This window comes from Halomonas jincaotanensis, assembly GCF_018448785.1.
Lineage (GTDB): Bacteria > Pseudomonadota > Gammaproteobacteria > Pseudomonadales > Halomonadaceae > Halomonas > Halomonas jincaotanensis.
On record NZ_JAHCLU010000014.1, the window covers coordinates 58337 to 82023 of the forward strand.

25 protein-coding genes are annotated in these 23687 nt (G+C 64.0%); 13 read left to right on the forward strand and 12 right to left on the reverse strand.

Annotated elements, in window-relative coordinates; all coding sequences use genetic code 11:
• Window positions 1–193 precede the first annotated feature (193 nt).
• Complete coding sequence (locus KG088_RS13455) at window positions 194–1108, reverse strand: AEC family transporter (protein WP_213826125.1); 915 nt, start codon at window positions 1106–1108, stop codon at window positions 194–196.
• 112 nt (window positions 1109–1220) lie between these two features.
• Between KG088_RS13455 and KG088_RS13460 the strand changes: the two genes are divergently transcribed.
• Together KG088_RS13460 and KG088_RS13465 are read left to right on the forward strand one after the other, a co-directional pair.
• Complete coding sequence (locus KG088_RS13460; protein WP_213826127.1) at window positions 1221–1727, forward strand: hypothetical protein; 507 nt, start codon at window positions 1221–1223, stop codon at window positions 1725–1727.
• A complete protein-coding gene (locus tag KG088_RS13465) occupies window positions 1727–2332 on the forward strand; it encodes an SCO family protein (RefSeq protein ID WP_213826129.1) in 606 nt (201 codons plus the stop codon). Before KG088_RS13460 ends, KG088_RS13465 begins: the two co-directional genes overlap by 1 nt.
• Window positions 2333–2370: 38 nt before the next feature.
• Here KG088_RS13465 and KG088_RS13470 read toward each other — a convergent pair whose 3' ends face one another.
• The 7 genes from KG088_RS13470 to KG088_RS13500 all read right to left on the reverse strand — a co-directional run bounded on the left by KG088_RS13470 (window position 2371) and on the right by KG088_RS13500 (window position 8490).
• Window positions 2371–3432 (reverse strand): prolyl oligopeptidase family serine peptidase, encoded by a 1062-nt coding sequence (locus tag KG088_RS13470; RefSeq protein WP_319941438.1) that lies wholly within the window; start codon window positions 3430–3432, stop codon window positions 2371–2373.
• Window positions 3433–3440: 8 nt separating this feature from the next.
• On the reverse strand, window positions 3441–4127 hold the full coding sequence (locus KG088_RS13475) for an FKBP-type peptidyl-prolyl cis-trans isomerase (protein ID WP_213826132.1): 687 nt from the start codon (window positions 4125–4127) through the stop codon (window positions 3441–3443).
• Between the two features lie 142 nt (window positions 4128–4269).
• Window positions 4270–4713, reverse strand: a complete 444-nt coding sequence (locus tag KG088_RS13480) for a universal stress protein (RefSeq protein ID WP_213826256.1) — start codon at window positions 4711–4713, stop codon at window positions 4270–4272.
• 34 nt (window positions 4714–4747) lie between these two features.
• Window positions 4748–6031: a TRAP transporter large permease gene (locus tag KG088_RS13485; RefSeq protein WP_213826134.1), complete on the reverse strand. Its 1284-nt coding sequence runs from the start codon at window positions 6029–6031 to the stop codon at window positions 4748–4750.
• Between the two features lie 30 nt (window positions 6032–6061).
• Complete coding sequence (locus KG088_RS13490; protein ID WP_213826136.1) at window positions 6062–6640, reverse strand: TRAP transporter small permease; 579 nt, start codon at window positions 6638–6640, stop codon at window positions 6062–6064.
• Window positions 6641–6851: 211 nt separating this feature from the next.
• Window positions 6852–7868 (reverse strand): TRAP transporter substrate-binding protein, encoded by a 1017-nt coding sequence (locus tag KG088_RS13495; RefSeq protein WP_213826138.1) that lies wholly within the window; start codon window positions 7866–7868, stop codon window positions 6852–6854.
• Window positions 7869–7959: 91 nt separating this feature from the next.
• A complete protein-coding gene (locus KG088_RS13500) occupies window positions 7960–8490 on the reverse strand; it encodes a TIGR02444 family protein (protein WP_213826140.1) in 531 nt (176 codons plus the stop codon).
• A 62-nt stretch (window positions 8491–8552) separates the two neighbouring features.
• Between KG088_RS13500 and KG088_RS13505 the strand changes: the two genes are divergently transcribed.
• Window positions 8553–10496 (forward strand): ATP-binding cassette domain-containing protein, encoded by a 1944-nt coding sequence (locus tag KG088_RS13505; protein ID WP_213826143.1) that lies wholly within the window; start codon window positions 8553–8555, stop codon window positions 10494–10496.
• Between the two features lie 31 nt (window positions 10497–10527).
• Here the strand turns inward: KG088_RS13505 and dtd are convergent, their stop codons facing one another.
• From dtd to thiD, 4 genes are all read right to left on the reverse strand, one after another.
• Window positions 10528–10965 carry a D-aminoacyl-tRNA deacylase gene (dtd, locus tag KG088_RS13510; protein ID WP_213826145.1) on the reverse strand — a complete coding sequence of 146 codons (438 nt, stop codon included), beginning with the start codon at window positions 10963–10965 and terminating at the stop codon, window positions 10528–10530.
• A gap of 36 nt (window positions 10966–11001) precedes the next feature.
• On the reverse strand, window positions 11002–11571 hold the full coding sequence (locus KG088_RS13515; RefSeq protein WP_213826147.1) for a chalcone isomerase family protein: 570 nt from the start codon (window positions 11569–11571) through the stop codon (window positions 11002–11004).
• Between the two features lie 77 nt (window positions 11572–11648).
• Entirely contained in the window at window positions 11649–12494 is an 846-nt protein-coding gene (locus KG088_RS13520; RefSeq protein ID WP_213826149.1) for a universal stress protein, read from the reverse strand.
• A 97-nt stretch (window positions 12495–12591) separates the two neighbouring features.
• Window positions 12592–13404 (reverse strand): bifunctional hydroxymethylpyrimidine kinase/phosphomethylpyrimidine kinase, encoded by an 813-nt coding sequence (thiD, locus tag KG088_RS13525; protein ID WP_213826151.1) that lies wholly within the window; start codon window positions 13402–13404, stop codon window positions 12592–12594.
• Window positions 13405–13659: 255 nt separating this feature from the next.
• On the opposite strand from thiD, the gene ndhC reads away from it, so the two are divergent.
• The 10 genes from ndhC to nuoK are packed head-to-tail and all read left to right on the forward strand — an operon-like array spanning window position 13660 to window position 23678.
• Window positions 13660–14067: an NADH-quinone oxidoreductase subunit A gene (gene ndhC, locus KG088_RS13530; protein ID WP_213826153.1), complete on the forward strand. Its 408-nt coding sequence runs from the start codon at window positions 13660–13662 to the stop codon at window positions 14065–14067.
• Between the two features lie 59 nt (window positions 14068–14126).
• The gene (locus KG088_RS13535) at window positions 14127–14813 is read left to right on the forward strand and encodes an NADH-quinone oxidoreductase subunit B (RefSeq protein WP_213826155.1); all 687 of its coding nucleotides are present in this window, start codon (window positions 14127–14129) and stop codon (window positions 14811–14813) included.
• 48 nt (window positions 14814–14861) lie between these two features.
• Window positions 14862–16643 carry an NADH-quinone oxidoreductase subunit C/D gene (nuoC, locus tag KG088_RS13540; RefSeq protein WP_213826157.1) on the forward strand — a complete coding sequence of 594 codons (1782 nt, stop codon included), beginning with the start codon at window positions 14862–14864 and terminating at the stop codon, window positions 16641–16643.
• A 1-nt stretch (window position 16644) separates the two neighbouring features.
• Complete coding sequence (nuoE, locus tag KG088_RS13545; RefSeq protein WP_213826159.1) at window positions 16645–17154, forward strand: NADH-quinone oxidoreductase subunit NuoE; 510 nt, start codon at window positions 16645–16647, stop codon at window positions 17152–17154.
• Window positions 17151–18476 (forward strand): NADH-quinone oxidoreductase subunit NuoF, encoded by a 1326-nt coding sequence (nuoF, locus tag KG088_RS13550; RefSeq protein ID WP_213826161.1) that lies wholly within the window; start codon window positions 17151–17153, stop codon window positions 18474–18476. Before nuoE ends, nuoF begins: the two co-directional genes overlap by 4 nt.
• 20 nt (window positions 18477–18496) lie before the next feature.
• Window positions 18497–21286, forward strand: a complete 2790-nt coding sequence (gene nuoG, locus KG088_RS13555; protein ID WP_213826165.1) for an NADH-quinone oxidoreductase subunit NuoG — start codon at window positions 18497–18499, stop codon at window positions 21284–21286.
• On the forward strand, window positions 21283–22269 hold the full coding sequence (gene nuoH / locus KG088_RS13560; RefSeq protein WP_213826167.1) for an NADH-quinone oxidoreductase subunit NuoH: 987 nt from the start codon (window positions 21283–21285) through the stop codon (window positions 22267–22269). Before nuoG ends, nuoH begins: the two co-directional genes overlap by 4 nt.
• 14 nt (window positions 22270–22283) lie before the next feature.
• Complete coding sequence (nuoI, locus tag KG088_RS13565) at window positions 22284–22823, forward strand: NADH-quinone oxidoreductase subunit NuoI (protein ID WP_213826168.1); 540 nt, start codon at window positions 22284–22286, stop codon at window positions 22821–22823.
• Window positions 22824–22839: 16 nt separating this feature from the next.
• Window positions 22840–23373 (forward strand): NADH-quinone oxidoreductase subunit J, encoded by a 534-nt coding sequence (nuoJ, locus tag KG088_RS13570; protein WP_213826170.1) that lies wholly within the window; start codon window positions 22840–22842, stop codon window positions 23371–23373.
• Window positions 23370–23678 (forward strand): NADH-quinone oxidoreductase subunit NuoK, encoded by a 309-nt coding sequence (gene nuoK / locus KG088_RS13575; RefSeq protein WP_213826172.1) that lies wholly within the window; start codon window positions 23370–23372, stop codon window positions 23676–23678. The genes nuoJ and nuoK overlap by 4 nt, the downstream gene beginning before the upstream one ends.
• Window positions 23679–23687 lie beyond the last annotated feature (9 nt).

Below are 23687 nucleotides of genomic sequence, written 5' to 3' on the forward strand. Positions count from 1 at the left end.
AAGCCGCTTCCCGAGGAAGCGGCGGTAAGGACCGTGACTAGCAATGAGTGGGAGATACCCTGGCAGGTGACTGGCAGGACCCCTGCAGGGCCTGTGGCGCCTCATCAACGCCACATCTGCAGCGTACTCATTCGCATTCCTGTTGTCAATGAAAATACGAATGCTTTTTGTTTAGTTCGTGGCGACAGGCGTCTTACGCGGCCAGCCGCAGCCATAGGGGTAGGGTTGCCATGGCCAGCAGGGTCTGGCCGGTAATCAGGGCCGCCATCAACTCGGCGTCTCCGCCCAACTGTCGCGCCAGGATATAGGCCGAGGTGGCCGTGGGCAGGGCGGCGAAAAGTAACGCCACATCTCGGCTCACCGGGTCGAGATCCAACAGCAGGGCGAGCGTGAGCACTGTCGCCGGAACCAGCGCCAGCTTGACCAGGTTGGCAGCCCAGACGCCTCGGTCCAGGCGCATCAGTGCGGCGGGACGCAACGCGACACCGACCGCCACCAGCCCCAGCGGCAGCGCGGCGCGTCCGAGCAGTGCCACGGCCTCGCCGCTCCAGCCGGGCAGGCCGATACCCCCCAGGTTGAGGCCGATCCCCACCACACAGGCGAGAATCAGCGGATTGCGCACCAAGGCGGCGACACTCCCGGCGAGGCTCGATGATCCCAGGGTGCCGGCGGCGATGAAGCTGGTCACGCACAGCACGTTGACGACCGGCACCATCAGCGCCACGGCGACCGCCGCTACCGTCGCCCCGGCACTGCCGTGAAGAGCGGCGGCGCCGGCGACACCCACATAGGTATTGAAGCGCAGCGCGCCCTGAAAGACCGACGTGAAGGCGGCGGCGTCGAGGCCTAACCGGTGGCGCACGCCCCACAGCAGACTGGCGAACAGGGCCAGTGTGCCGAGCAGCGCCAAGGCCAGTCTGGCCACCGGCACCTGGCTCACGTCGGCACTGGCCAGGGTGGCGACCAGCATGGCGGGGAACAGCAGGAAGTAGATCAGCCGCTCCATTCTCGGCCAGAAATCACCGCCCGGCTGACGCGCCCAGCCAAGCAGCGCGCCAAGCAGAATCAACAGGAACAGCGGGCCGAGCGCACTCGCCACGTCATGCATGCAACGTCTCTCTCTGGTGGTTGGCCTGCGACATCCCCGCGCACTCTGCCGCGGGAAAATACTGGTAAGCTTATCGTTAACCCGTCCTCAGTGGAGAGTTCCTTTCGCCGCCATGTCCCTGCCCTGCTCGAACGACACCAGTGCACATTCTCCGTTGCTGCGCTTCTTGATCCTGGTCACCCTGACCGTCATCGTCGTGGCAGTATGGTATCTGGTCCGCTACCACCTGAGCGACGACGGTGAGATCCGCTGGTTTGCGCCTGAGTCCGCTTGTGACCTGCAGCAGGGTGCCTGCAAGACGACGCTCGATGGCTTGGGTGATGACCTTCGTTTTGAACTGGGTGTCCAAGGCCCTGTGCAAGCCCTCGAGGTGCTGCCATTGACCGTAACGCTTGATGGCCTGCCGTCCCGGTCGGCAGTCGTCGAATTCGTAGGACGTGACCTGGAGATGGGGTTGCATCGCTTTCCCTTGTCGCACGAGGATGGGGCACTTCGCGGCGAAGGCCAGGTCGGACTGTGCACCCAGGCGGCGATGGCCTGGCGAGCGAACGTCGTGGTGGACACTCCGCAAGGGCGGCTTGGCACTTGGTTCGATTTCATTGTGGAGCGAGGCGGATAATGCTGAGTGTTAAGAAGCACAAGGGGCTATGGCTGGGTCTGGGCACGATACTGTTGCTTGCCGGGTTCGGCGGGGGCGCCTGGTATCTGCAGCAGGCGGACGGTCGCGACGACGGCCCCCCCGGGGGCGAGGTGTCGCTACCCTCGACTCAGGGCGATTTCTCGCTCAGCGAGCTCGGTGAGGATCAGCTGGCGGTGCTGTTCTTCGGCTATACCTACTGTCCGGATGTCTGCCCGATGACCCTCTCGGTGGTGCGCCAGGCCTTGGCAGGACTCGACGAGGCGCAGCGCGAGAGAGTGGTGCCGTTGATGGTATCCGTGGACCCCGAACGCGACACCCTGGAGCGGCTAGAGGAATATACCGCCTATTTTGGCGCTGGCATTATCGGTGCCACGGGCAGCCAGCAACAGCTTGACGACATTGCCGAGCGCTACGGCGTGGTGTGGCGCAAGGTGGAAACGCCGGATTCGGCCATGGCGTATACCATCGACCACAGTTCATCGCTGTATTTGGTGGATAATGAGGGCGATATTCGCCGGCGCGTCCTTTATTCTCCTGTGCCCAATGCCCTTCGGTCAGCGCTCGAGAGCGAGCTTGAAGGCTAGACACGAATCGCCGGGTCCATGAACAGCGGTGGTGGGGATCAGCGCTCCGGGGTCTGCTGGAGCCGGTCAATCATTGCCATCAGGCCGCTCAGTTGGGTGCCTTGACGGCTGTCATGGAGCGGGTTGAGCTGCCAGGTGCTCTCGGCGAAGCCCCACCAATCCCAGCATCCCTGAGGATTGGGGAGGCTGGTCTGCGCCTGGGGGTACAGCACGACGTGATGGTTCGCGGCGGCCCACTCGTTCAATCCGCTGTGGCGCACGAAGGCCTCGCCGATCTGTTCGGCCCCCATCCCGCAGCCGTGCAGCGCCACGGTCAGACCGCAGTCGCCCTCTTGGCATGCCTCGGGAATGAAGCTGTAACCGCTGTCGGCAAATCCCTTGGTGTCGAACGCCGCCTGGTCGAAGCGCAATAACCGGCCTTCAGGTTCATCGCCTGTCGGTCGAGTCAGATCGCCGTGCAGCCAGTTCAGCATGCGGCCCGCGATGTCCAGATTGCAGCCCAGCAGGTGGGTACCACCGCCCTCGTCGCATTCGGCCAGTGCTGTGACCGGGGTGTCGCTTCGCGCCGCGACGGGCCAGCCATGGCCGGCGTCCTCGCTGACCAGCAAGCGTAGCTGTTCCGCGGGGTCGGCCAGCCACTCATCGAACTGGGCGACGAGTGCCTTGCCAAGTGATGGCAAGACGGTCTCGTCCTCCTCTCCATGCCAGATGAAGACGCGCATTTCGGCGAGCTCGTCTGCGTCTCCCACAAGGTCACGACGCCGAAAGTCTTGCAGACGCTGCGACAGCTGGCCGAGATCGGGCGAGCCGAGGCGATCGCCCATGCACTGACCGAGAGCCAGGCTTAAGGCTCCTTGGGCACAGGCCCAGGGACCCGTGCCCAGCACGCCAAGTCCCACGAAGCGCTCCGGCCAGGCCACTGCCAACTGCGTGGCCATGTAACCCCCGGAGGATACGCCGATGACACTGACATTCTCGGCATCGATCGCCAGGCGCGGCAGGTCGGGCGGCGATTCCTGGGCCACAGACTCCTGGGCCACGGACGGCAGTGCCAGCCCCATGAGGGCGAGGCTGGCGACCGAGGTTCGCAGAAGGCGCACGGGGCGGATCAGTTGTCGTCTACGCCAAGCAATTCGACCTTGAAGACCAGCGTCTCATGGGGACCAATCGGTCCTTGACCCTGGTCCCCGTAAGCCAGCTCGGAGGGGATGACGATTTCCCAAGTATCGCCTACATTCATCATCTGCAGAGCTTCCTGCCAGCCTTCGATCACTTGGTCGACGCGGAAACTCACCGGCTCACCGCGATCGAAGGAACTGTCGAAGACGGTGCCGTCGATCAGCGTGCCTTCGTAATGCACTTCCACGCTCGAGTCGGCTTGTGGAGAGGCGCCATCACCGGCTTCCAGCTCCCGATACTGCAGGCCGGATTCGGTGGTCTCGACGTCGTCGCGTTCGGCGTTCTCGGCGAGGTAGGCCTCGCCCGCCTCACGGTTGGAGGCGGATTGCTGCTCGGTCTCGGCTTCGCGGGCGGCCGTGGCTTCTTGCTGGAAACGCATCAGGGCCTGAGCCATTTCCTCGTCGCTCATTTCCAGCTCGTCGCCGGCAAAGACGTCGCGAATGGCCTGGGTGAATGCATCGACATTCAGGTTGTCGACATCCTGCTGGATGCTCTGGCCAAGGGTGACCCCCAGGCTGTAGCCAAGACGCTCCTCGTCAGTTTCCAGATCGGCCAATGCTAGCGGCGCGGCGCCCAGCAGGGCGGTGAGAGAGGCGGTGGTCAGCAGTCGTTTCATGAACAAACCTTATGATGGGGCGCTGCAGCGCCGTAACAAGAAAATGAAAACGTCAATCGCGCGTAATGTGACTCCAACAAGCGCCTGCCGGTTCCGCGAGGTGGCGAAACCGGCAGGAAAAACCGCAAGGGCGTTGGCCCCGCTAAACGACGAGAGTGGGGCAGTGCGACGAGCCGGCCACGCGCTGAGCCACGCTGCCCAGCATCAAGCTCTTGTCGCCATTGGTACCCTGGGCGCCGATCACCACCAGATCGCACTCGCGTTTGCGCGCAAAGCGCACGATGGTACGCGAGGGCCGGCCACCCTTGACGAAGGAGCGCACCTTTTCGGGCGGCACCCCCAGCTCGACGGCATGCGACTTGGCATGCACAGCGATCTCGGTGGCGTATTCCTTGAGCGCATCGTCGGGCAGGTCGAGCTGTTCGGGTCTGACCATCGAAAGCGATGCCTCGAGCAGGCTGTGATGCTTGAACACGCAGAGGATATACAGCTCGGCGCCGGTCAGCAGCTGCAGACCCACCGCTTTCTTTAGCGCCTTGAGGGCGCCTTTGGAGCCGTCTACCGGCACCATGATTCGATTGAACATCGTCATGTCACTCCTAGGGTCCGGTCAGCGGCTCTCAACGGAACGCCACGTCGCGCAGGAAAAGGGCAATCTGCGGGAACATGATCAGCAAAGCCGCGGCCAGGATGAGCATGATCACGAAGGGTGGTGTGCCCTTGATAACATCCCAGTAGGGGCGCTTGAAGATGGCGATGGCAGTGAAGATATCGCAACCGAAGGGTGGCGTCGCCGACCCGATGGCCACCTGCAGAGTGATCAGGATGCCGACCAGCACCGGATCGAGACCTGTGGCCGCGATGGCGGGTGCGAAGATCGGCGTCAGCACCAGGATTACCACGATGGGATCGACGAACATGCAGGCCACGAAGAAGGAAACGCAGATCGCGATCAGCACGCCCGTCGGGCCGGCTTCGTTGATGCCCGCGGCGCCCAGCAGCGCCTGGGGAATCTGGGCGAAGGAGATGATCCAGGAAAAACCGTTACCCACCGCGACCAGGATGAACACCACGGCGGTGATCAGGCCGGTGGATTTGGCGATCGCGTAGATGTGATGCAGTTTCAACGACCGGAAGACGACGAATTCCAGGAAGACGGCGTAGAGCACGCAGGCCGCCGCGGCTTCCGTGGGACTGAAGATGCCGCCATAGATGCCCCCCACGATGATCACCGGGAAGCCCAGTGGCCAGAGCGCCATACGCACGGCGGTCAGACGCTCCCCCCAGTTGGATTTCGGCTCCGTGGGTACGTTGCGGATCACGGCATAGAGCACGGAGTAAGCCGAGAACATCAGCAGGATCATGATGCCGGGGCCGATGCCGGCGATGAATAGCTCGCCGATGGAGGTGCCAGAGATCACGCCATAGATGATCATGCCGATGCTGGGAGGAATCAGGAAGGCAATATCGCTGGCATTGATGATCAGGGCAAGGGTGAAGGAATCGGAGTAACCAGCCTTGAGCATCTTGGGCCGCAGGGGTGAGCCGACGGCAACCACCGTGGCCTGAGTGGAGCCCGAAACCGCACCGAAGAGGGTGCAGGAGGCGGCAGTACTGACCGCCAGGCCGCCCTTAACATGACCGATGAAGGCCATCACCATGGCGATCAGACGGTCCGCCGACTGGCCGCGCGTCATGATATCCGCGGCGAGAATGAACATGGGCACCGCAATCAGCGACGCCGGGCGGATGCCGGCCATCATCTGCTGGATCAGGGTGCCCATCTGGCCAAAGCCATCGAACATCATGAAAAAACCGATGATGGCCGCGGTGATCAACGGAACCATCATCGGAAAGCCCAGCAACAGCAGGCCTATCATGGTCGCTACCATTATTGTCGTCATCTTGTTATCCCCCGGGCGCGAGGCCCTGCGTTAGACTTCCGTTTCCGTATCCTTGTAACCGTCAACCACCCCCGTCGAGAGATACACATCCCGCGACGTCAGGTTCTTGATGGCGGTCAGCAGGTACTGAATGCCCGTGATCAGAAAGCCCAGCGGGACCCAGATATAGATGATCCAGATGGGAAACCCCAGCGCCGGCAACACCCTACCCTTGGAATAGAGATCAACGATATAGATGATCGAGTAATAGAGCAGGAAGAACATGATCAGCGAGGTGAACAGCGAGATGAAGATCATCAGCGCCTTGCGCCCTCCCACCGGTAAGGCATCGTAAATTGCCGACATGCGGATGTGGCGCCCATGACGGGCAGCGTAACCGATACCGGCGAAGGTGATCATGATGATCAGGATGCGGTTGACCTCACCGGAAACCATGATGCTCTCGCCCAGCACGAAGCGACCGATCACGTTGGCGACGGTGTTCACCGCCATCAGCAGGACCCCTGCCGCGAGTATCACGGCCTCAAGCTTGCTGATGAAGGTGTCAACGGTGCCCAGAAAGCCCGGCAGGCCGGATCGGTAATTCAATTCGGATTCTTCATCGCTCATCGTTGCACTCCCCTTGGCATGCGAAGCCTTGCCTGACCTGCCACAACTAGCCATCCTGCCATTAGCCTACTCGCTCGTCGGCGATGCAACTGAGCCTGTCCTCAACGCTGGATGCACGCAGGTGTCGGCGAGGCGCCAACCAGAAACCACTAGCCAGAAATAACAAGGGGGCAGCCGTTGCTGCCCCCTTGCGACTGGAAAGCCCCCGAGATTATTCTTCGGTCACGGCTTCCAGGTCGGCCTTGAACTGCTCCAGCAATTCCTGACCTCTTTCACCGGCCATTTCGACATAGGCTTCCTCGACCTGCGGAGCGCGTTCTCGGAACGCCTGGATCTGCTCCTCGTCGAGACGCGTCACGGTGACTTCGTCGGACGCTTCCTGGATTTTCTCCAGTGACTCCTCGGCGAGCCCCTGGATGTGCTCGATGGTGTGGTCGTAGGCCGCGTCGGAGGCGTCCTGAACCAGTTGCTGGTCCTCCTCGGAGAGGCCCTCGAAGAAGTCCTGGTTGGCCATCATGGCAGTGGTGAACCAGCCGTGGCCGGTGAAGGTCAGGTGCGGGGAGACCTCATAGAGACCACCGGACTCGATCCAGAAGATCGGGTTTTCCTGACCGTCGAGAATACCGGTCTGCAGGCCCCCATAGACCTCGCCCCAAGGTAGCGGTGTCGGGGTGGCGCCGAAGGCGTCGTAGGTCTCGGAGAGCAGCGGATTGGTCATCACGCGGATCTTCTTGTTGTCGAGATCCTCGGGTGAGGAGATCGGCTCATCGGTGGTGATGACCATCTCGCCTTCCGGATACATCTTGAGCAGCTCGAGCCCTTGCTCGGCGTAGAGCTCGGGGAACATCTCGTTGATGGCCTTGCTCTCGTCGAAGAATTCGAGAACGGTCTCTTCGTCGGTCGGCAGCAGATAAGGAATGAAGAAGATCTGCGCTTCGGGAATCGTTGCGCCGGTAAAGCCGGGCGATTGGTTGACGAATTGCAGGATGCCGTTCTGCGTCTGCTCGAGGAGGTCGTCGGATTCGCCGAGCTCGCCGAAGCGGAAAACCTGGACCGTATGGTCGGAGTTGTCCTCGACATATTCCTTGAAGGCATAGGCGAAAACATCCTGAACGTCGCCCTCGTATTCTTCGTGTGCGTAGCGCCAATTCTCGGCGAAGGCAGCGGTGGACATGCCGAACATCAGCGCGCCGATACCGGCCGTGGTCAACAGCTTATGTGACGTCATTCTTGTATTCTCCTTGCGATGAGGACTGGACAAGCTCTTGCGATATTGCCAGTCGAGACACAGGTGAAAATCCTGCATGTCTCGCTTCAGGCTAGCGTGGGCGCAAGGAGGGGTCAAGCGCGCTTTCCACGCTATGCAGTGCCCGAAGATGAGGTTTTCGTTGCAGTTTCAGGATGTGCGCAAGGTGGCTGACTAGCGTGGGTCGCGGCGTTGGCAGCCGCCTCAGGTTAGCGTTGAACGTCAGCTGTTCGAGCCTGGCCAGGGTGTCGCGTTCGGCCTCGAGCTCGGCTTGCTTGAGCGTTTGGCGCAGCTCGGCGACCCCTGGTCGCCTTGTCGCTTCGCCCTTGAGTGTTCGGCGCAAGCGACGCAGCGGCCGGGTGACCTCGGCCTGCCAGCGGCGCACCTCGGCGAGTCCTGCGGGTTCGGCCTCGAACATGACCCCGGCATGGAACAACCAGCAGTGCCACAGCAGCTCGCAGACATCCACGCCAGCGTCGTCCTGAAGCGTCAGGCAGGCATCTTCGATGCCCTCTCGGACGTACAGGGCCAAGGCGAAGTCCCATAAGGGCATGACCTGCAGGTGGGCCCGCAGAACCGGCTGCAATTCGGTAGAATCGTTCATTGTCGCTGTACTGTCGTCGCCCCTGGGGTGGCGGCCCTTTATTACCGCCGAGTGGAGCCTGAATGATCGCACTGCGCCAAGTTTCCCTGCAACGCGGCCCTCAGCGCCTGCTCGAGGATGCTGAACTGACCCTGCACGCCGGCCACAAGGCAGGGATCGTCGGGCCCAACGGTGCCGGCAAGTCGAGCCTGTTCAAGTTGCTGCTCGGTGAGCTGGCACCGGACAAGGGCGAGGTGGAAATGAGCGGTGGCCAGCGCATCGCTCACATGGCCCAGGAAGTGGAGGCGTTGGATCGCGCCATCGTGGAGTACGTGCTGGATGGTCATCACGAGCTGCGCCGCACCGAAGTGGCCCTGGAGACGGCTCGCGAGCAGGGCCACAACCATCGCGAGGCCGAACTACACGGCACCATCGAGGCCCTGGAGGGCTACAGTGCCCCGGCCAAGGCGGCCCAGCTGCTGGTAGGCCTGGGCTTTACTCAGAAGGAACTCGACCACCCTCTGTCGGCCTTCTCGGGCGGCTGGCGGATGCGCGTGAACCTGGCGCGTACCCTGTTCGTGCCCTCGGACCTGTTGCTGCTCGACGAGCCCACCAACCACCTGGATCTGGATGCACTGCTGTGGCTCGAGCAGTGGCTCGTTCGCTACCCCGGCACGCTGCTGCTGATCTCCCACGACCGCGACTTCCTCGATGCCGTCTGTGACCACATCGTGCACTTCGAGCGCCATCGCCTGGTCCTCTACCGTGGCAACTATTCCCTCTTCGAGCGTACCCGCGCCGAGAAGCTGGCCCTGCAGCAGGCCGAGGCCGCCAAGCAGCAGGCCCGCAAGGAGGAGATCGAGCGGTTCGTGGCCCGCTTCCGCTATCAGGCCACCAAGGCGCGCGCGGCGCAGAGCCGCCTGAAGACCCTGGAGCGCATGGGCGACATCGCCCTGGCCCATGCCGACTCGCCCTTCCACTTCACCATTCCCGCCGCCGACAAGACCTCCCATCCGCTGTTGATACTCGACCGCGCACGACTGGGCTACCGTGGCGAAGATGGCAGCGAAACCGTCCAGCTCGACGGCATCAAGCTGTCGCTGCTACCCGGCCAGCGCATCGGCCTGCTGGGACCTAACGGCGCCGGCAAGTCCACGCTGATCAAGTCGTTGACTGGCGATTTGCCCCTGCTGTCCGGCAAACGTGTACCGGGCGAGCATCTGGCCATCGGTTACTTTGCCCAGCACCAGCTCGAGGGCCTGGACCTGACCGCGACTCCGTTCATGCACGTTCAGCGTCTCTCGCCGACCGCGGCGGACCTGGAAATCCGCAAGTTCCTGGGGGGCTTCGGCTTTCACGGCGATGACGTCTTTGCCGAGGTAGGGCGGTTCTCCGGCGGCGAGAAGGCGCGCCTGGCGCTGTCCTTGGTGGCCTGGCAGAAGCCTAACCTGTTGCTGCTCGACGAGCCCACCAACCACCTGGACCTGGAGATGCGCGAGGCGCTGACCGAGGCGCTGGCGAGTTTCGAGGGTACGGTGATTATCGTCTCCCACGACCGGCATCTGCTGCGTGCCACGGTCGACGAGTTCTGGCGGGTTGCCGATCACGGCGTCGAGCCGTTCGATGGTGATCTTGAGGATTATCGCGCCTGGCTGAAAGCACGCCTTGAAGACGAGCGGCGCGATGCGCGAGCCGATAAGGCCGAGCGCCAGGCGGATAGCGTCGCCCCCAAGGAGGATCGCAAGGCGACACGGCGTGCCGCCGCCGAGCTACGCGAGAAGCTGCGTCCGCTCAAGCGCGATCGCGATCGCACCGAAAAGGCCATGGAAAAGGTTCAGGCCGATCTAGCCGTCGTGGAAGCTGCGCTGGCCGAGACCGAACTCTATACCGATGCCGCGCGCAAGAGCGAACTCACCGATCAACTGGCTCGCCAGGGCGAGCTAACGTCGCGCCTGGAGCAGCTCGAGCAGGAGTGGCTTGCCGCCGAGGAGGCGCTGGAGGCGTTGGAGGCCGAATTGCAGGCGTGAGCTACTATGCCGCCAAGCCCTCGCGCCGCGTTCAGCTTTCCAGCAGAAAGGTGACCGGGCCGTCGTTGACCAGCGCGACCTGCATATCGGCGCCGTACTCGCCGGTGGCGACGTTAGGCCAGGCGGTCCGGGCGCGCTCGAGCAGGTAATGGAACAGGCGCTCGCCCTCGGTAGGTGGGGCGGCGCTCGAAAAGCCGGGCCTCAGCCCCTTGCGGGTGTCGGCGACGAGGGTGAACTGGGAAACCAGAAGAAGCCCACCTCCGGCCTGCTGCAGATTCAGGTTCATCCTGCCGGCGTCATCCGCGAACACACGGTAATGCAACAGCCGGTGCAGCAGCTTGTCGGCGGCGGCCTCGTCATCGCCTCTTTCGATGCCTACCAGCGCCAGCAGACCGTGGTGGATAGCCCCCACTTCTCGGTCATTCACTGTCACGCTGGCGTGGCGTACCCGCTGGATCAGGGCTTTCATAACGGGCTCTCCTGGCGCGCTGCTTATCGGCTCGGCTCAACGATCCAGCAAGGCATCGCGAAACGCCTGGTTAAGTGGCTTCTCGCCGAGCCAGATGCTGAAGAGGGCATTGGCCAGTGCCAGGTCGTCGTCCTGATAGAGCGTCTCGTCGTTGAGTGCCATGCGCATCTGATCACCATCCCAGCTCAGCGCGTAGCGGTCGCCGGGTACGACGTCGCGATAGTGGCCGTTGAAGTCCTCCAAGGCAGCTTCTAGGCGGCTATAGCTGGCCCGGTCGAGATTGTCGCGCACGGTGTCGCGCGTCGCCTCAGCGAAATCCTCGGCGTCGATGCCGTGGAAGTAGGCCAGTTCCAGATGCCTCGGGATGTCGCTGAGCGGTGCCGGTTCCGGGGCTGCTTCGGCCTGGTAGTAGGCGCCCGCATAGGCGTCCCAGATCAGGTACTCGAAGAGACCGTGGCCGATCAGGGTAAAGGTCTGATCGTGGGCCTCGAACGAGGTGGGAAAACTGACATCCTTGACCTCCACGCTGTCGGCGGCAGCGGCGGTGGATAGGAGGGTAAGCAGAACCAGCCGGGGGCCGGCGGTCCAGGCGAGGGGAGGGTGCATGATGACTCTCTCAAGAAGGCAGTTAATTCTCTACAGACACCGTCATATCGTGTAAGTTCTGTAAAATATTCTCACGCCTACCAGGCGCGACAGAGCATGATGTCGCAGTGGGGCTCGGTCAGAAGGGATTCGATGATCTGGCCATGACGGCCAAGCTGTCCTCGGCTGCCCAGGGCGAGCAGGTCGGGGGGTTGGTGACGCAGCCGGTACATCAGGATATCGAGCGGGTCGCCCTGTTCCAGTACCAGTTCGATGTCGGGCACGTTGTCCAACTCGTTCATCAACTGATCGACCTCGCGCTGAAGCTGGTGACGCAGCTGCTCGAGCTCGCGATCCCGCCAGTTGGCATACCCCTTATAGGAGCCCAGCTCCCGTTCGCCGGGCAACTGCCAGGCATGCAGCAGGGTGAGACGCGCCTCGGGAAAACGCTTGAGCGTCTCGCGCAGGGTGTGACGCGAAGTCAGTGAGAAGTCAATGGGCACCAGGATGTCGTCCCAGTCCTGGTTTGCCAGATGACTCACAGAGAGTACCGGGCAGGGGGCGCTGCGCAGTACCCGGGCGAGGGTAGTGCCGGCGACCAGGTCCGGCTGGCCGCGTTTGCGGTGTGTCCCGAGGATGATGAGGTCGACCTTGCGTTCGTGTGCCTCACGGACGATCTCGGCATAGGGCGAGCCCGTCACCGTCTGCATCAAGGTCGCTGGCTCAGGCAGGGCGTAATCCTCGCGGATGTCGGTGAGCAGCGCCTGCATATCGGCCACCACGGCCGCTTCCAGGTCATGCACCACGCGTCGCGGCAGGTAGGGATCCAGCACGTGGAGGACATCCAGCCGGGCGCCACTTTCCACCGCCAGGCGTACGGCGCGAGCGTAGGCGGTGCGGTTCTCGGCCGAGAGGTCACAAGCGAACAGTAGGGTTTGGGTCATGACGCATCCTCCCGATCGAAAGCTCTCGTAGCGCCTTTTGCGGCGGCCGATACCCGTCAGGATGGGTGGCACACGCAGCGCCCGCAAGCTGAATCGCTTACCACCAGGCATGGAAGTGATGGACCGGGCCTTGCCCCTGACCCACGTCAAGGTGGTGGCCCTCGGCGAGGGCGCGAGTGAGCCAGGTCTTGGCCGCCGCTACGGCGCCGGCGAGGCTGTCGCCTTGGGCGAGACGGGCGGTAATCGCCGAGGATAGCGTGCAGCCGGTGCCATGCAGACGGGAGGTCGCGATACGCGGCCCCTCTAGCCAGTGGATGGCCTCTTCGGTGATCAGCAGGTCCGGGCAGGCCTCGTCTTGCAGGTGTCCCCCCTTGAGCAGCACCGACCGGGCGCCCAAGGCCCGCAGGCCTGGAACCAGCGCCTGCATGCCGGCTCGGTCGTGCGGTACCGGGCAGTCCAGCAGTACCGCGGCTTCCGGCAGATTGGGGGTGATCAGGTCGGCCAGCGGCACGAGCACCTCGCGTACTGCCTTGATCCCGGCGGCGTCGACGAGGATATCGCCGCTCTTGGCCACCATGACTGGGTCCAGCACGATCCAGCGGGGGCGGCGTCGCTCCAGCGCTTTGCGTATCGTGTTGGCGACGTCTCGATCGGCCACCATGCCGATCTTCACCGCATCGATGTGAATATCGTCGAGCACTGCCTCGAGCTGAGCGGCGATGAAATCGGTGGGCACCGGATGCACGCCGGTCACGCCACGGGTGTTCTGTGCCGTCAGGGCGGTGATCACGCTGGCCCCATAGGTCTGCAGCGCCGAAAAGGTCTTGAGATCGGCCTGGATGCCGGCGCCGCCACTGGGGTCGGAGCCGGCGATGGTCAGGGTATTGGGGATCATTCGAGAAGCTGCCATCGCCTGTGCGTCGTTGTTATCCGCGGTGAGGGAACAGCCTACTGCAAAGGCAGTGTACTACGCCATGCGGCCGACGAAGGCTTCGTTGCTGACAAACGTCATATGATTACCTAGGCTCAATGAGTAGCGATGTTGTGGCGAAGACATTCTTGATGTCTTGAAGTGTAACTCTGAAATAGAGTAACTCTGGAATGTCGCTCAGTTGATCGTTGTGCGGGATGCACGTGACAGGCGCTTGGTTTCACGAGGGACGGCATGGGCCAGAATGCCACTGTAGGGATCGCAGAGTCCTGGGCGATGGGACTTTTCATCATCGCCGTCATCGTCCTCTGCACCTTCATGATCGGGGCTACCACCCTGCTGGGTGGGCGTAGTCGCGGTCGCGCCAGGGATGAGCCATTCGAATCCGGCATTCTCGGTGCCGGGACAGCCCGCCAGCGCTTCTCCGTCAGGTTCTATCTGGTCGCGATGCTGTTCGTGATCTTCGATATCGAGGCCGTTTTTCTCTTCGGCTGGGCCATCGCCGTTCGAGAGGTGGGCTGGCCGGGCTTCTGGGGAGCAGCACTGTTCATCTTCATCCTGCTTGCCGGGCTGGTCTACGACAGCCGCGTTGGTGCTCTGGACTGGGCGCCGAAGAGCACGCGACGTGATGCCGGACAGTGATAATGGCCGTAGTGGTAGGCCGGTAAAAACCTTGTCTTATTCCAAGCGGGAGGAACCTAATGCCTTACACCCTGACGCGTGCCGATGATGCCGTTGATGCAGTGGCGAGGGACTCCCGCTATCCCCTCGAGGCACGCCAGTCCCCCGATGACCCGATGCGCCAGCATCTCCACCGCAGCATCTTCACCGGCAAGCTCGAGGAGATTCTCCAGGGGGTGACCAACTGGGGGCGCAAGCATTCGCTGTGGCCCTACAATTTCGGGCTTTCCTGCTGTTACGTCGAGATGACCTCGGCCTTCACCGCACCCCATGACATCGCCCGCTTCGGGGCGGAAGTGCTGCGTGCCTCACCTCGACAGGCCGACGTGATGGTCATTTCAGGCACCTGCTTCATCAAGATGGCGCCGGTGATCCAGCAACTTCATGACCAGATGCTCGAGCCCAAGTGGGTGATATCGATGGGTTCCTGTGCCAATTCAGGCGGCATGTACGACATCTACTCGGTGGTGCAGGGCGTCGACAAGTTCCTGCCAGTGGATGTCTACGTACCGGGCTGTCCGCCACGCCCCGAGGCCCTCCTACAGGGGCTGCGTCTGTTGCAGGACGCTATCCAGGAGGAGCGCCGCCCCCTCTCCTGGGTGGTCGGCGACCAGGGCGTCTATCGTACCGAGATGCCGTCACAGCGCGAGACGCTCAGGGAGCGGCGCATCCAGGCGACTGAGTTGCGGTCCCCCGACGATGTCTGAATCGTCGCGTATTGCCCTGTTGGCCACACGATCGATAAGGGAGAATGCATGAAACAGGCGTCGTCGACCTGTGGAACGTCACGCGATATCTCGTCGGATCCCATTATCGTGGCGCTTCGGCAACGCTTCGGCGAGACCGCCGTGCGCGAGCAGGCCACCCTGACGAAGATGCCCGTGGTCTGGGTCGCCCGGACGCACCTCCAGGAAATGCTGGCCTTCCTGCGCGACATGCCCGAGCCCTTCGAGATGCTCTATGACCTGTCGGCGATCGATGAACGCCTGCGCGAGCACCGGCGGGAGCAGCCCGAAGCAGACTTCACGGTCTTCTACCATCTGCTGTCGGTCTCGCGGAATCGTGACGTGATGCTCAAGGTGGGCCTCGCCGAGACAGATCTCGAGGTGCCCAGCTGTATTGGCGTCTACCCCAATGCCGACTGGTACGAACGCGAAGTCTGGGACATGTTCGGCATCGACTTCCGCGGTCATCCGCGCCTCAAGCGGATACTTATGCCGCCGACCTGGCACGGGCATCCATTGCGCAAGGACTATCCGGCCCGGGCCACCGAATTCGACCCTTATACCCTGACCGTGGCGGGCCAAGAGCAAGCGCAGCAGGCGTTGAAGTTCGACCCGGAGGCCTGGGGCATGCGCCGCGAGCGCGAAGATGTCGAGTTCATGTTTCTCAATCTCGGCCCCAATCATCCCTCGACCCACGGGGTCTTTCGCCTGGTGCTGCAACTCGACGGCGAGACGATCATCGACTGCGTGCCGGACATCGGCTACCACCATCGCGGTGCCGAGAAGATGGCCGAGCGCCAGACGTGGCACAGCTATATCCCCTACACCGACCGCATCGATTACACCGGCGGGGTGATGAATAACCTTCCCTATGTGCTGGCGGCGGAGGCCCTCGCCGGCATCGAGGTGCCGCAACGGGTCGAGACCATCCGGGTCATGATGGCGGAACTGTTCCGCATCACCAGTCATCTGCTGTTCCTCGGCACCTACTTGCAGGACCTCGGCGCACTGACGCCGGTCTTCTACACTTTCTCCGACCGACAGCGGGCCTATCGCGTCATCGAGGCGATCACCGGCTTTCGCATGCATCCGGCCTGGTACCGCATCGGTGGCGTCGCCCAGGACCTTCCCCGTGGCTGGGATCGCCTGATGCAGGAGTTCCTCGACTGGATGCCCGCACGCCTTCGCGAATACGAGCGGGCGATGATGGAAAACGCCATCGTGCGCGATCGCACCCGGCACATCGCCGCCTACACGACACGCGAGGCTCTCGCCTGGGGGGTGACCGGCCCCTGCCTGCGTGCCACCGGACTCGACTTCGACCTGCGCAAGAAGCGCCCCTATTCCGGCTATCAGCACTTCGACTTCGAGGTCCCTCTGGGCGCCAACGGCGATGCCTTCGACCGCGGCCAACTGCGCCTGGAGGAGATGCGCCAGAGCCTGCGCATCATCCAGCAGTGCGTCGATCACATGCCCGCCGGCGACTACAAGGCCGATCATCCGCTGACCACGCCCCCGCCGCGTGAGCGAATGCTCGAACATATCGAGACGCTGATCACCCATTTCCTCCAGGTCTCCTGGGGACCGGTGCTGCCGCCCGACGAATCGCTCGCGATGATCGAGGCCACCAAGGGCATCAACAGCTATTACCTGACCAGCGACGGCAGCACCATGAGCTATCGAACCCGGATCCGGACCCCGAGCTTCCCGCATCTCCAGCAGATTCCGGCGGTGATGCGCGGCGGCTTTGTGCCGGACCTGATCGCCCATCTGGGCAGTATCGATTTCGTGATGGCGGATGTGGATCGATGAAATGACAGCAAACGCAGCGCGTATCGCCTCGGATGGTGACGGCTTCGTGCTCGATCCTGAGGATCGACTTGCCATGGAGCGGGAACTCGCCTGCTACGAGCAGCCGCAGGCGGCCTGTATCGAGGCATTGAAGATCGTCCAGCGTCGCCATGGCTGGGTGCCCGACGGGGCGATTCCCGTCATCGCGCGGGTCCTGGGCGTCGGAGCCGCCGACGTGGAGGGGGTGGCAACCTTCTACAGCCTGATCTTCCGTCAGCCGGTGGGGCGCCACGTGATCCTGGTCTGCGACAGTAGCTCCTGCCTGCTCACGGGATTCGAGGCGTTACGCGATGCGCTCTCCGGCGCGTTGGGTATCGGTTTCGGCCAGACCACCGCCGACGGCCGCTTCACCCTGTTGCCGATCTGTTGTCTGGGCGCCTGCGACGGGGGCCCGGCGCTGATGATCGATGAGGATACGCTGGGTCCCGTCGCGCCCGAGGAAGTGGGCGAGCTGCTGGAGGGCTACCCATGACCGCCACTCGCTATCATTCCCGGCTGCACCAGACGGCTCGGGAACGTCATGCCGACACGCATCCACTGACCTGGCGGCTGCACGAGGACGGCACCCGGGTCGATCTGGAAGACTACACGGCGAAGGACGGCTACGCGGCCGTGCGACAGGTGCTCGGTCGGCAGTCGCCGGAGGACGTGATCGAGACCATGAAGTCCGCCAATCTGCGGGGTCGCGGGGGCGGCGGCTTCTCGGCGGGCGTCAAGTGGAGCCTGACCCTGAAGGGCGAGGATCTGCCCCGTGGCTATCTGGTCTGCAACGCCGACGAGATGGAGCCCGGTACCTTCAAGGATCGCGTGCTCCTCGAACAGCTGCCGCACCTGCTGATCGAAGGCATGATCCTGGCGGCCTATGCCAACGATTCCGCCTTTGGCTACATCTTCCTACGCGTCGAGTACGTCACCGCGGCAAGGGCATTGACCCGTGCGCTCGAGGAGGCACGGGCCGCAGGCTGGCTGGGCGATGATATCGCCGGCAGCGGCTTCGATTTCGACATCGTGCTGCATACCGGGGCAGGTCGCTACATCTGTGGCGAGGAGACCGCTCTGCTCAATTCCCTGGAGGGGCGCCGCGCCAACCCGCGCACCAAGCCGCCCTTCCCCGGCCAGTCGGGGGCCTGGGGCAAGCCGACCGTGGTCAACAACGTCGAGACGCTGTGCAATGTGCCCGCAGCGCTACGCCACGGCGCCGAGTGGTATCAGGGACTCTCGGGCAATCTCAGCGACGATGGCGGCACCAAGCTTTACGGCATGTCCGGCCGGGTCGCCCGGCCCGGGTTGTGGGAATTGCCCATCGGGACCCGTGGCGAGTCGCTCTTCGAGCTGGCCGGCGGCATGCGCGATGGCCTCAGGCTCAAGGCCTGGCAGCCGGGGGGCTCCAGCACTGGCTTCCTGATGCCCGAGCACCTCGACCTGGCCTTGGACTACGACACCATCGGCGAGGCCGGCAGCCGCCTGGGAACCGGGTTGATGACGGTCGTCGCCGAGGGCCAGAGCCTGGTCACGCTGGTGCGCAATATGGAGGGCTTCTTCGCCCGTGAATCCTGCGGCTGGTGCACGCCGTGTCGCGATGGCCTGCCATGGGTAGAGAAACTGTTGCGAGCCCTGGAAGTCGGCGAGGGGAAACCGGGGGATATCGAGCTGCTCCAGGAACTGGCCAGCGGCCTGGGGCCGAGCAAGACCTTCTGCGCCCATGCGCCCGGCGCATCGATGCCGCTGGTCTCGGCGATCCAGTATTTCCGCGACGAGTTCGAGGCGGGCATCGCCCGCCCGGACGGGGCCTGAGCCACAGACGAGGTGACGCCATGGCGACGATACATGTGGACGGCCGGGCCTACGAGGTGGTGGGATCCCACAATCTGCTCCAGGCCTGCCTGTCGCTGGGTCTCGATGTGCCCTACTTTTGTTGGCATCCCGCCATGGGCAGCGTGGGCGCGTGCCGTCAGTGCGCGGTCAAGCAGTACAAGGACGAGGATGACACCCAGGGCATGCTGGTGATGTCGTGCATGGCCCCCGTCGAGGAGGCCATGCGGGTCTCGATCGACGACGAGGAGGCGTACGAGTTTCGCCGCAGCGTCATCGAGTGGCTGATGGCCAATCATCCGCATGACTGCCCGGTGTGCGAGGAGGGAGGGCATTGCCACCTCCAGGACATGACGGTGATGACCGGTCATGCCCGGCGCCGCTACCGTTTCCGCAAGCGTACGCACCGCAACCAGGACCTGGGCCCCTTCATCGCCCACGAGATGAATCGCTGCATCACCTGCTACCGCTGCGTGCGTTTCTATCGCGACTACGCCGGTGGCGAGGACCTCGGGGCCTTTGGCAGCAACGATAACGTCTACTTCGGCCGTTACCGTGAGGGTGCGCTGGAAAGCGCGTTTTCCGGCAACCTGACCGAGGTCTGTCCCACGGGTGTGTTCACCGATCGCACCCATTCCGACCACTATGTCCGCAAGTGGGACCTGCAGTTCGCCCCCAGTATCTGCCATCAGTGTGCGGTGGGCTGCAACACCAGCCCGGGCGAGCGTTACGGTGACATCCGGCGCATCGAGAATCGCTACCATGGAGAGGTCAACGGCTATTTCCTTTGCGATCGCGGGCGCTTCGGTCATGGCTATGTCAATCGAGACGACCGGCCTCGCCGTCCCGAGTGGCGAAACGTGGGAGAGGCGTCGGCCACCCCCCTGGAGGTCGATGCGGCGCTCGACCGTGGGGCAGATGCCCTGCGTCGCGCTCGCCGGATCATCGGCATCGGCTCCCCGCGCGCCAGTCTGGAGAGCAACCATCAGCTACGCGAGCTCGTTGGGGAGGCCAACTTTTCCAGCGGTGTCGTCGCGGCCGAGCAGGCCTGCCTGTCACGCATGGCCCGGCTCGCCCGCGAGAGCGGCCTGCCGGCGCCGAGCCTGCGCGAGGTCGAGGCCCACGATGCCATCCTGGTGCTCGGCGAGGATCCCCTACAGAGTGCGGCGCGGCTGGGGCTGGCGCTGCGTCGGGCGGTACTTGCCCGGGGTGAGGTGCTGGCCGAAGCACGCGACATTCCTGCCTGGAATGCCGAGGCGGTGATGACGCTGGCCCAGGGGGCTCGCCATCCGCTGTTCATCGCCTATCCTGCGGCCACCGGTCTTGATTCCCTCGCCGAGCATCACCTGGCCCTGGCGGAGGAGAATATTGCGCGCCTGGGGTTCGCCGTGGCCCACGCCATCGATGACCGGGCGCCGGCCGTCGACGACCTCGACGAGTCCACGCGCGAGGCGGCCAGACGCATCGCCGAGGCCCTGCTGGATGCGCAACGCCCGCTGGTGGTCAGCGGCGGCTCGCTAGCGTCGCCGGCGATCCTCGATGCCGCCGGCAATATCGCCCGCGCCTTGGCCGGCAGGCGGCGTCGCGGCGGCCTGACGCTGGTGCGCCGCGAAGCCAACAGCACCGGCGTCGAGTTGCTGGGCGGTCACCCCCTGGAGTGGGCCCTGGATGAGCTGAGCCGAGGCGCTGCCGATGCCCTGGTGGTGCTCGAGAACGATCTCTACCAGCGGCTTCCTCGCGCGCCGGTGGATCGAGCGCTGGAGGCGTCGGCGCTGGTGGTGGTACTCGATCACCAGCGCACACCGACCTGGCAACGCGCCCACCTGGGGCTGCCGGCGGCGAGCTTTGCCGAGGCCAGCGGCACCCTGGTCAGCCTCGAGGGCCGCGCGCAACGCTTCTTCGCTGTGCACGAGCCGCGTTACCACCGGCCCGAGTCGCGCATTCATTCCAGTTGGCGCTGGCTGCATGCGCTTGAGGCCACGCTGGAGCACCGCCAGGCCAGTGACGTCGGACTGGAGACGGTGATCCGCGCCTGTGCCGACCGTCATCCCGCCCTGGCGGCCATCATCGACGCCGCACCGGGAAACGACTACCGCATTGAGGGGCTCGAGCTGGCCCGGGCGCCGCATCGCTACAGCGGGCGAACGGCGATGCGTGCTCATCTCGATGTCAGCGAACCGCGACCCCCGTCGGACGCCGATACACCCTTCGTCTTCTCCATGGAGGGCTACAGCGGCAGCGACCGCCCCCGCAGTCTGGTCGCTTTTGCCTGGGCACCGGGCTGGAACTCGCCCCAGGCCTGGAACAAGTTCACCGACGAGGTGGGTGGGCATCTGCGTGGCGGCGACCCCGGCGTCAGGGTGCTCGAGCCTGGGTCCCGTGAAAGGTCCCATGAAAGGTCACATGGAAGGTCGCACGAAAGATCGAGTGAAAGCGGGTATGCCACGGAGGTTCCCGCGGCCTTCGCTGCCCGTGATGGCGAATGGCGGGTAGTGATCCTGCCGAGGCTCTTCGGCGGGGAAGAGACCTCATCGCTGTCGGCAGCGATCGCGGCGCGGGCTGGCGCATCGACCCTCACCCTGGCGGCCGACGATGCCCGCCGACTCGGCGTGACGGAAGGGGATTCCCTGTCGCTGGAGACCGCAGACACACGGAGGAACCTGCCCTTGCGGGTCGATCCATTGTTGCCACCGGGCCTGGTGGCGGTGCCGGCGGGTGTCGATCCGGCGCTGGCCTCGGGAGACTCGGCCCGGCTCGCGTTACCCGACTCGATGGGAGTAGAGACCCCATGAGTATGCTGACGCCAGCGGCCCTGGAGGCCCTTGACGCCATGCGCCATGTCCTGGCCATCCTGCTCGGCGTGATGGTGATGGCGGCGATTTTGACGGTGGTCGAGCGTCGCCTGCTGGGGCTCTGGCAGGATCGCTATGGCCCCAATCGGGTAGGGCCCTTCGGCTCGCTGCAGGTAGTCGCCGACCTGATCAAGATGCTGTTCAAGGAGGACTGGATCCCGCCCTTCGCCGATCGCTTCCTGTTCGTGCTGGCGCCGGCCATCGCCATGGCATCGCTGCTGCTGTCGTTCATGATCGTGCCTTTCACCCCCGCGTGGGGCGTGGCGGACCTGCATGTCGGCATCCTCTTCTTCTTCGCCATGGCCGGGATCAGCGTCTATGCCGTGCTGTTTGGCGGCTGGGCGAGCGGCAACAAGTATGCCCTGCTGGGCGCCATGCGCGTATCGGCGCAGACGCTCTCCTACGAAGTCTTCATGGGATTGTCGCTGATGGGCGTGGTGGCGATGGCCGGTTCCTTCAACATGCGCGACATCGTCGCCGCCCAGCAGAACCTATGGTTTATCGTGCCGCAGTTTCTCGGTTTCTGTACCTTCCTGTTCGCCGGGGTCGCGGTGACCCATCGTGCTCCCTTCGACCAGCCCGAGGCCGAGCAGGAGCTGGCCGATGGGTATCACATCGAATATTCGAGTCTGAAGTTCGGCATGTTCTTCCTCGGCGAATACCTCGGCATGCTGCTGGTATCGATGCTGATCGTGACCCTCTTTCTCGGTGGGTGGCACGGCCCCTGGTTGCCGCCCTTCCTGTGGTTCGCGATCAAGACCGCGGCCCTGCTCGTGCTGTTCATACTCTTGCGCGCCGCCTTGCCTAGGCCGCGCTATGACCGGGTGATGCAGTTCGGCTGGAAGGTCTGTTTGCCGCTGACCCTGATCAATCTACTCCTGACCGGTGCGGCCATCCTGTTGATCGCACCCGCGGGCAACTGAACGAGGAGACGAGTATGCGCCTGTCGCTGTTCTCCGCCATCGGGTCGCAACTGCGCACCCTGGGCATAGTGTTTGCGCATGCCTTTCGGCGGCGCGAGACGGTTTGCTACCCCGAGGAGGACGTCTACCTGCCGCCGCGCTATCGGGGCCGCATCGTGCTGACGCGGGACCCCGACGGGGAGGAACGCTGCGTGGCCTGCAATCTCTGCGCGGTGGCCTGTCCGGTCGACTGCATTGCCCTGGAAAAGGCCGAGGCGCAGGACGGACGCTGGTATCCAGGCTTCTTCCGCATCAATTTCTCGCGCTGCATCTATTGCGGCCTGTGCGAGGAGGCCTGCCCGACCTCGGCGATCCAGCTCACGCCGGATTTCGAGATGAGCGAGTACCGCCGCCAGGAGCTGGTCTACGAGAAGCATGACCTGTTGATCGATGGCCCCGGCAAGGATCCCGAGTATCGCTTCTATGCGGTGGCCGGGCTGGCGATCGCCGGCAAGGACAAGGGCCAGGCCAAGGACGAGAAGGCGCCGGTCGATGTGAGGACGCTGATGCCCTAGTCGAGAGGGACAGAATATGGAAATTGCCTTCTATCTGAGCGGTGGGGTCGCCGTGTTGGCGACACTGGGAGTCATCACCAGCCTTCACCCGGTGCATGCACTGCTCTACCTGATCGTTTCGCTGATTGCCGTGGCGATGGTGTTCTTTGCCCTCGGGGCGCCCTTCGCCGGCGTGTTGGAGATCATTGTCTATGCAGGCGCGATCATGGTGCTGTTCGTGTTCGTGGTGATGATGCTCAATCCCGGACCGCTGGCGAAGGCCAGAGAGCGGGCCTGGCTGCGGCCGCGTATCTGGCTGGGACCCTCGGTGCTCGCGGCGGTGCTTCTGGCGGTGCTTCTTGCCACCCTGTGGCGCGGCGATCCGGGGCCGGTCGTCGAGGGCGAGATGCTGACTGCCAGGGCGGTGGGCACGACGCTGTTTGGACCCTGGCTGATCGTCGTCGAATTGTCCGCCTTCCTGCTACTGGCCGCGCTGGTCACGGCCTCACACCTGGGCCAGGCGGGGTCGAGCCGGGAGCCGGACCCGACCACCGCGAGGGAGGAGTCATGAGCGGCGTCCCCATAGAGCATGGCCTGGTCCTGGCGATGGTGCTGTTCGCGCTGGGTCTGGCAGGGCTGATGATCCGCCGCAATATGCTGTTCATGCTGATGAGCCTGGAGATCATGCTCAATGCGACCGGGCTGGCCTTCATTGTCGCCGGCACGGCCTGGGGGCAACCCGAAGGGCAGGTAATGTTCCTGCTGGTGATCACCCTGGCGGCGGCGGAGGCCAGTGTGGGACTGGCGTTGCTGCTTCAGTTGCACCGCCGCTTCCGGACGCTGGATATCGACGCCATCAGCAGGATGCGCGGATGAGGGAGTCCC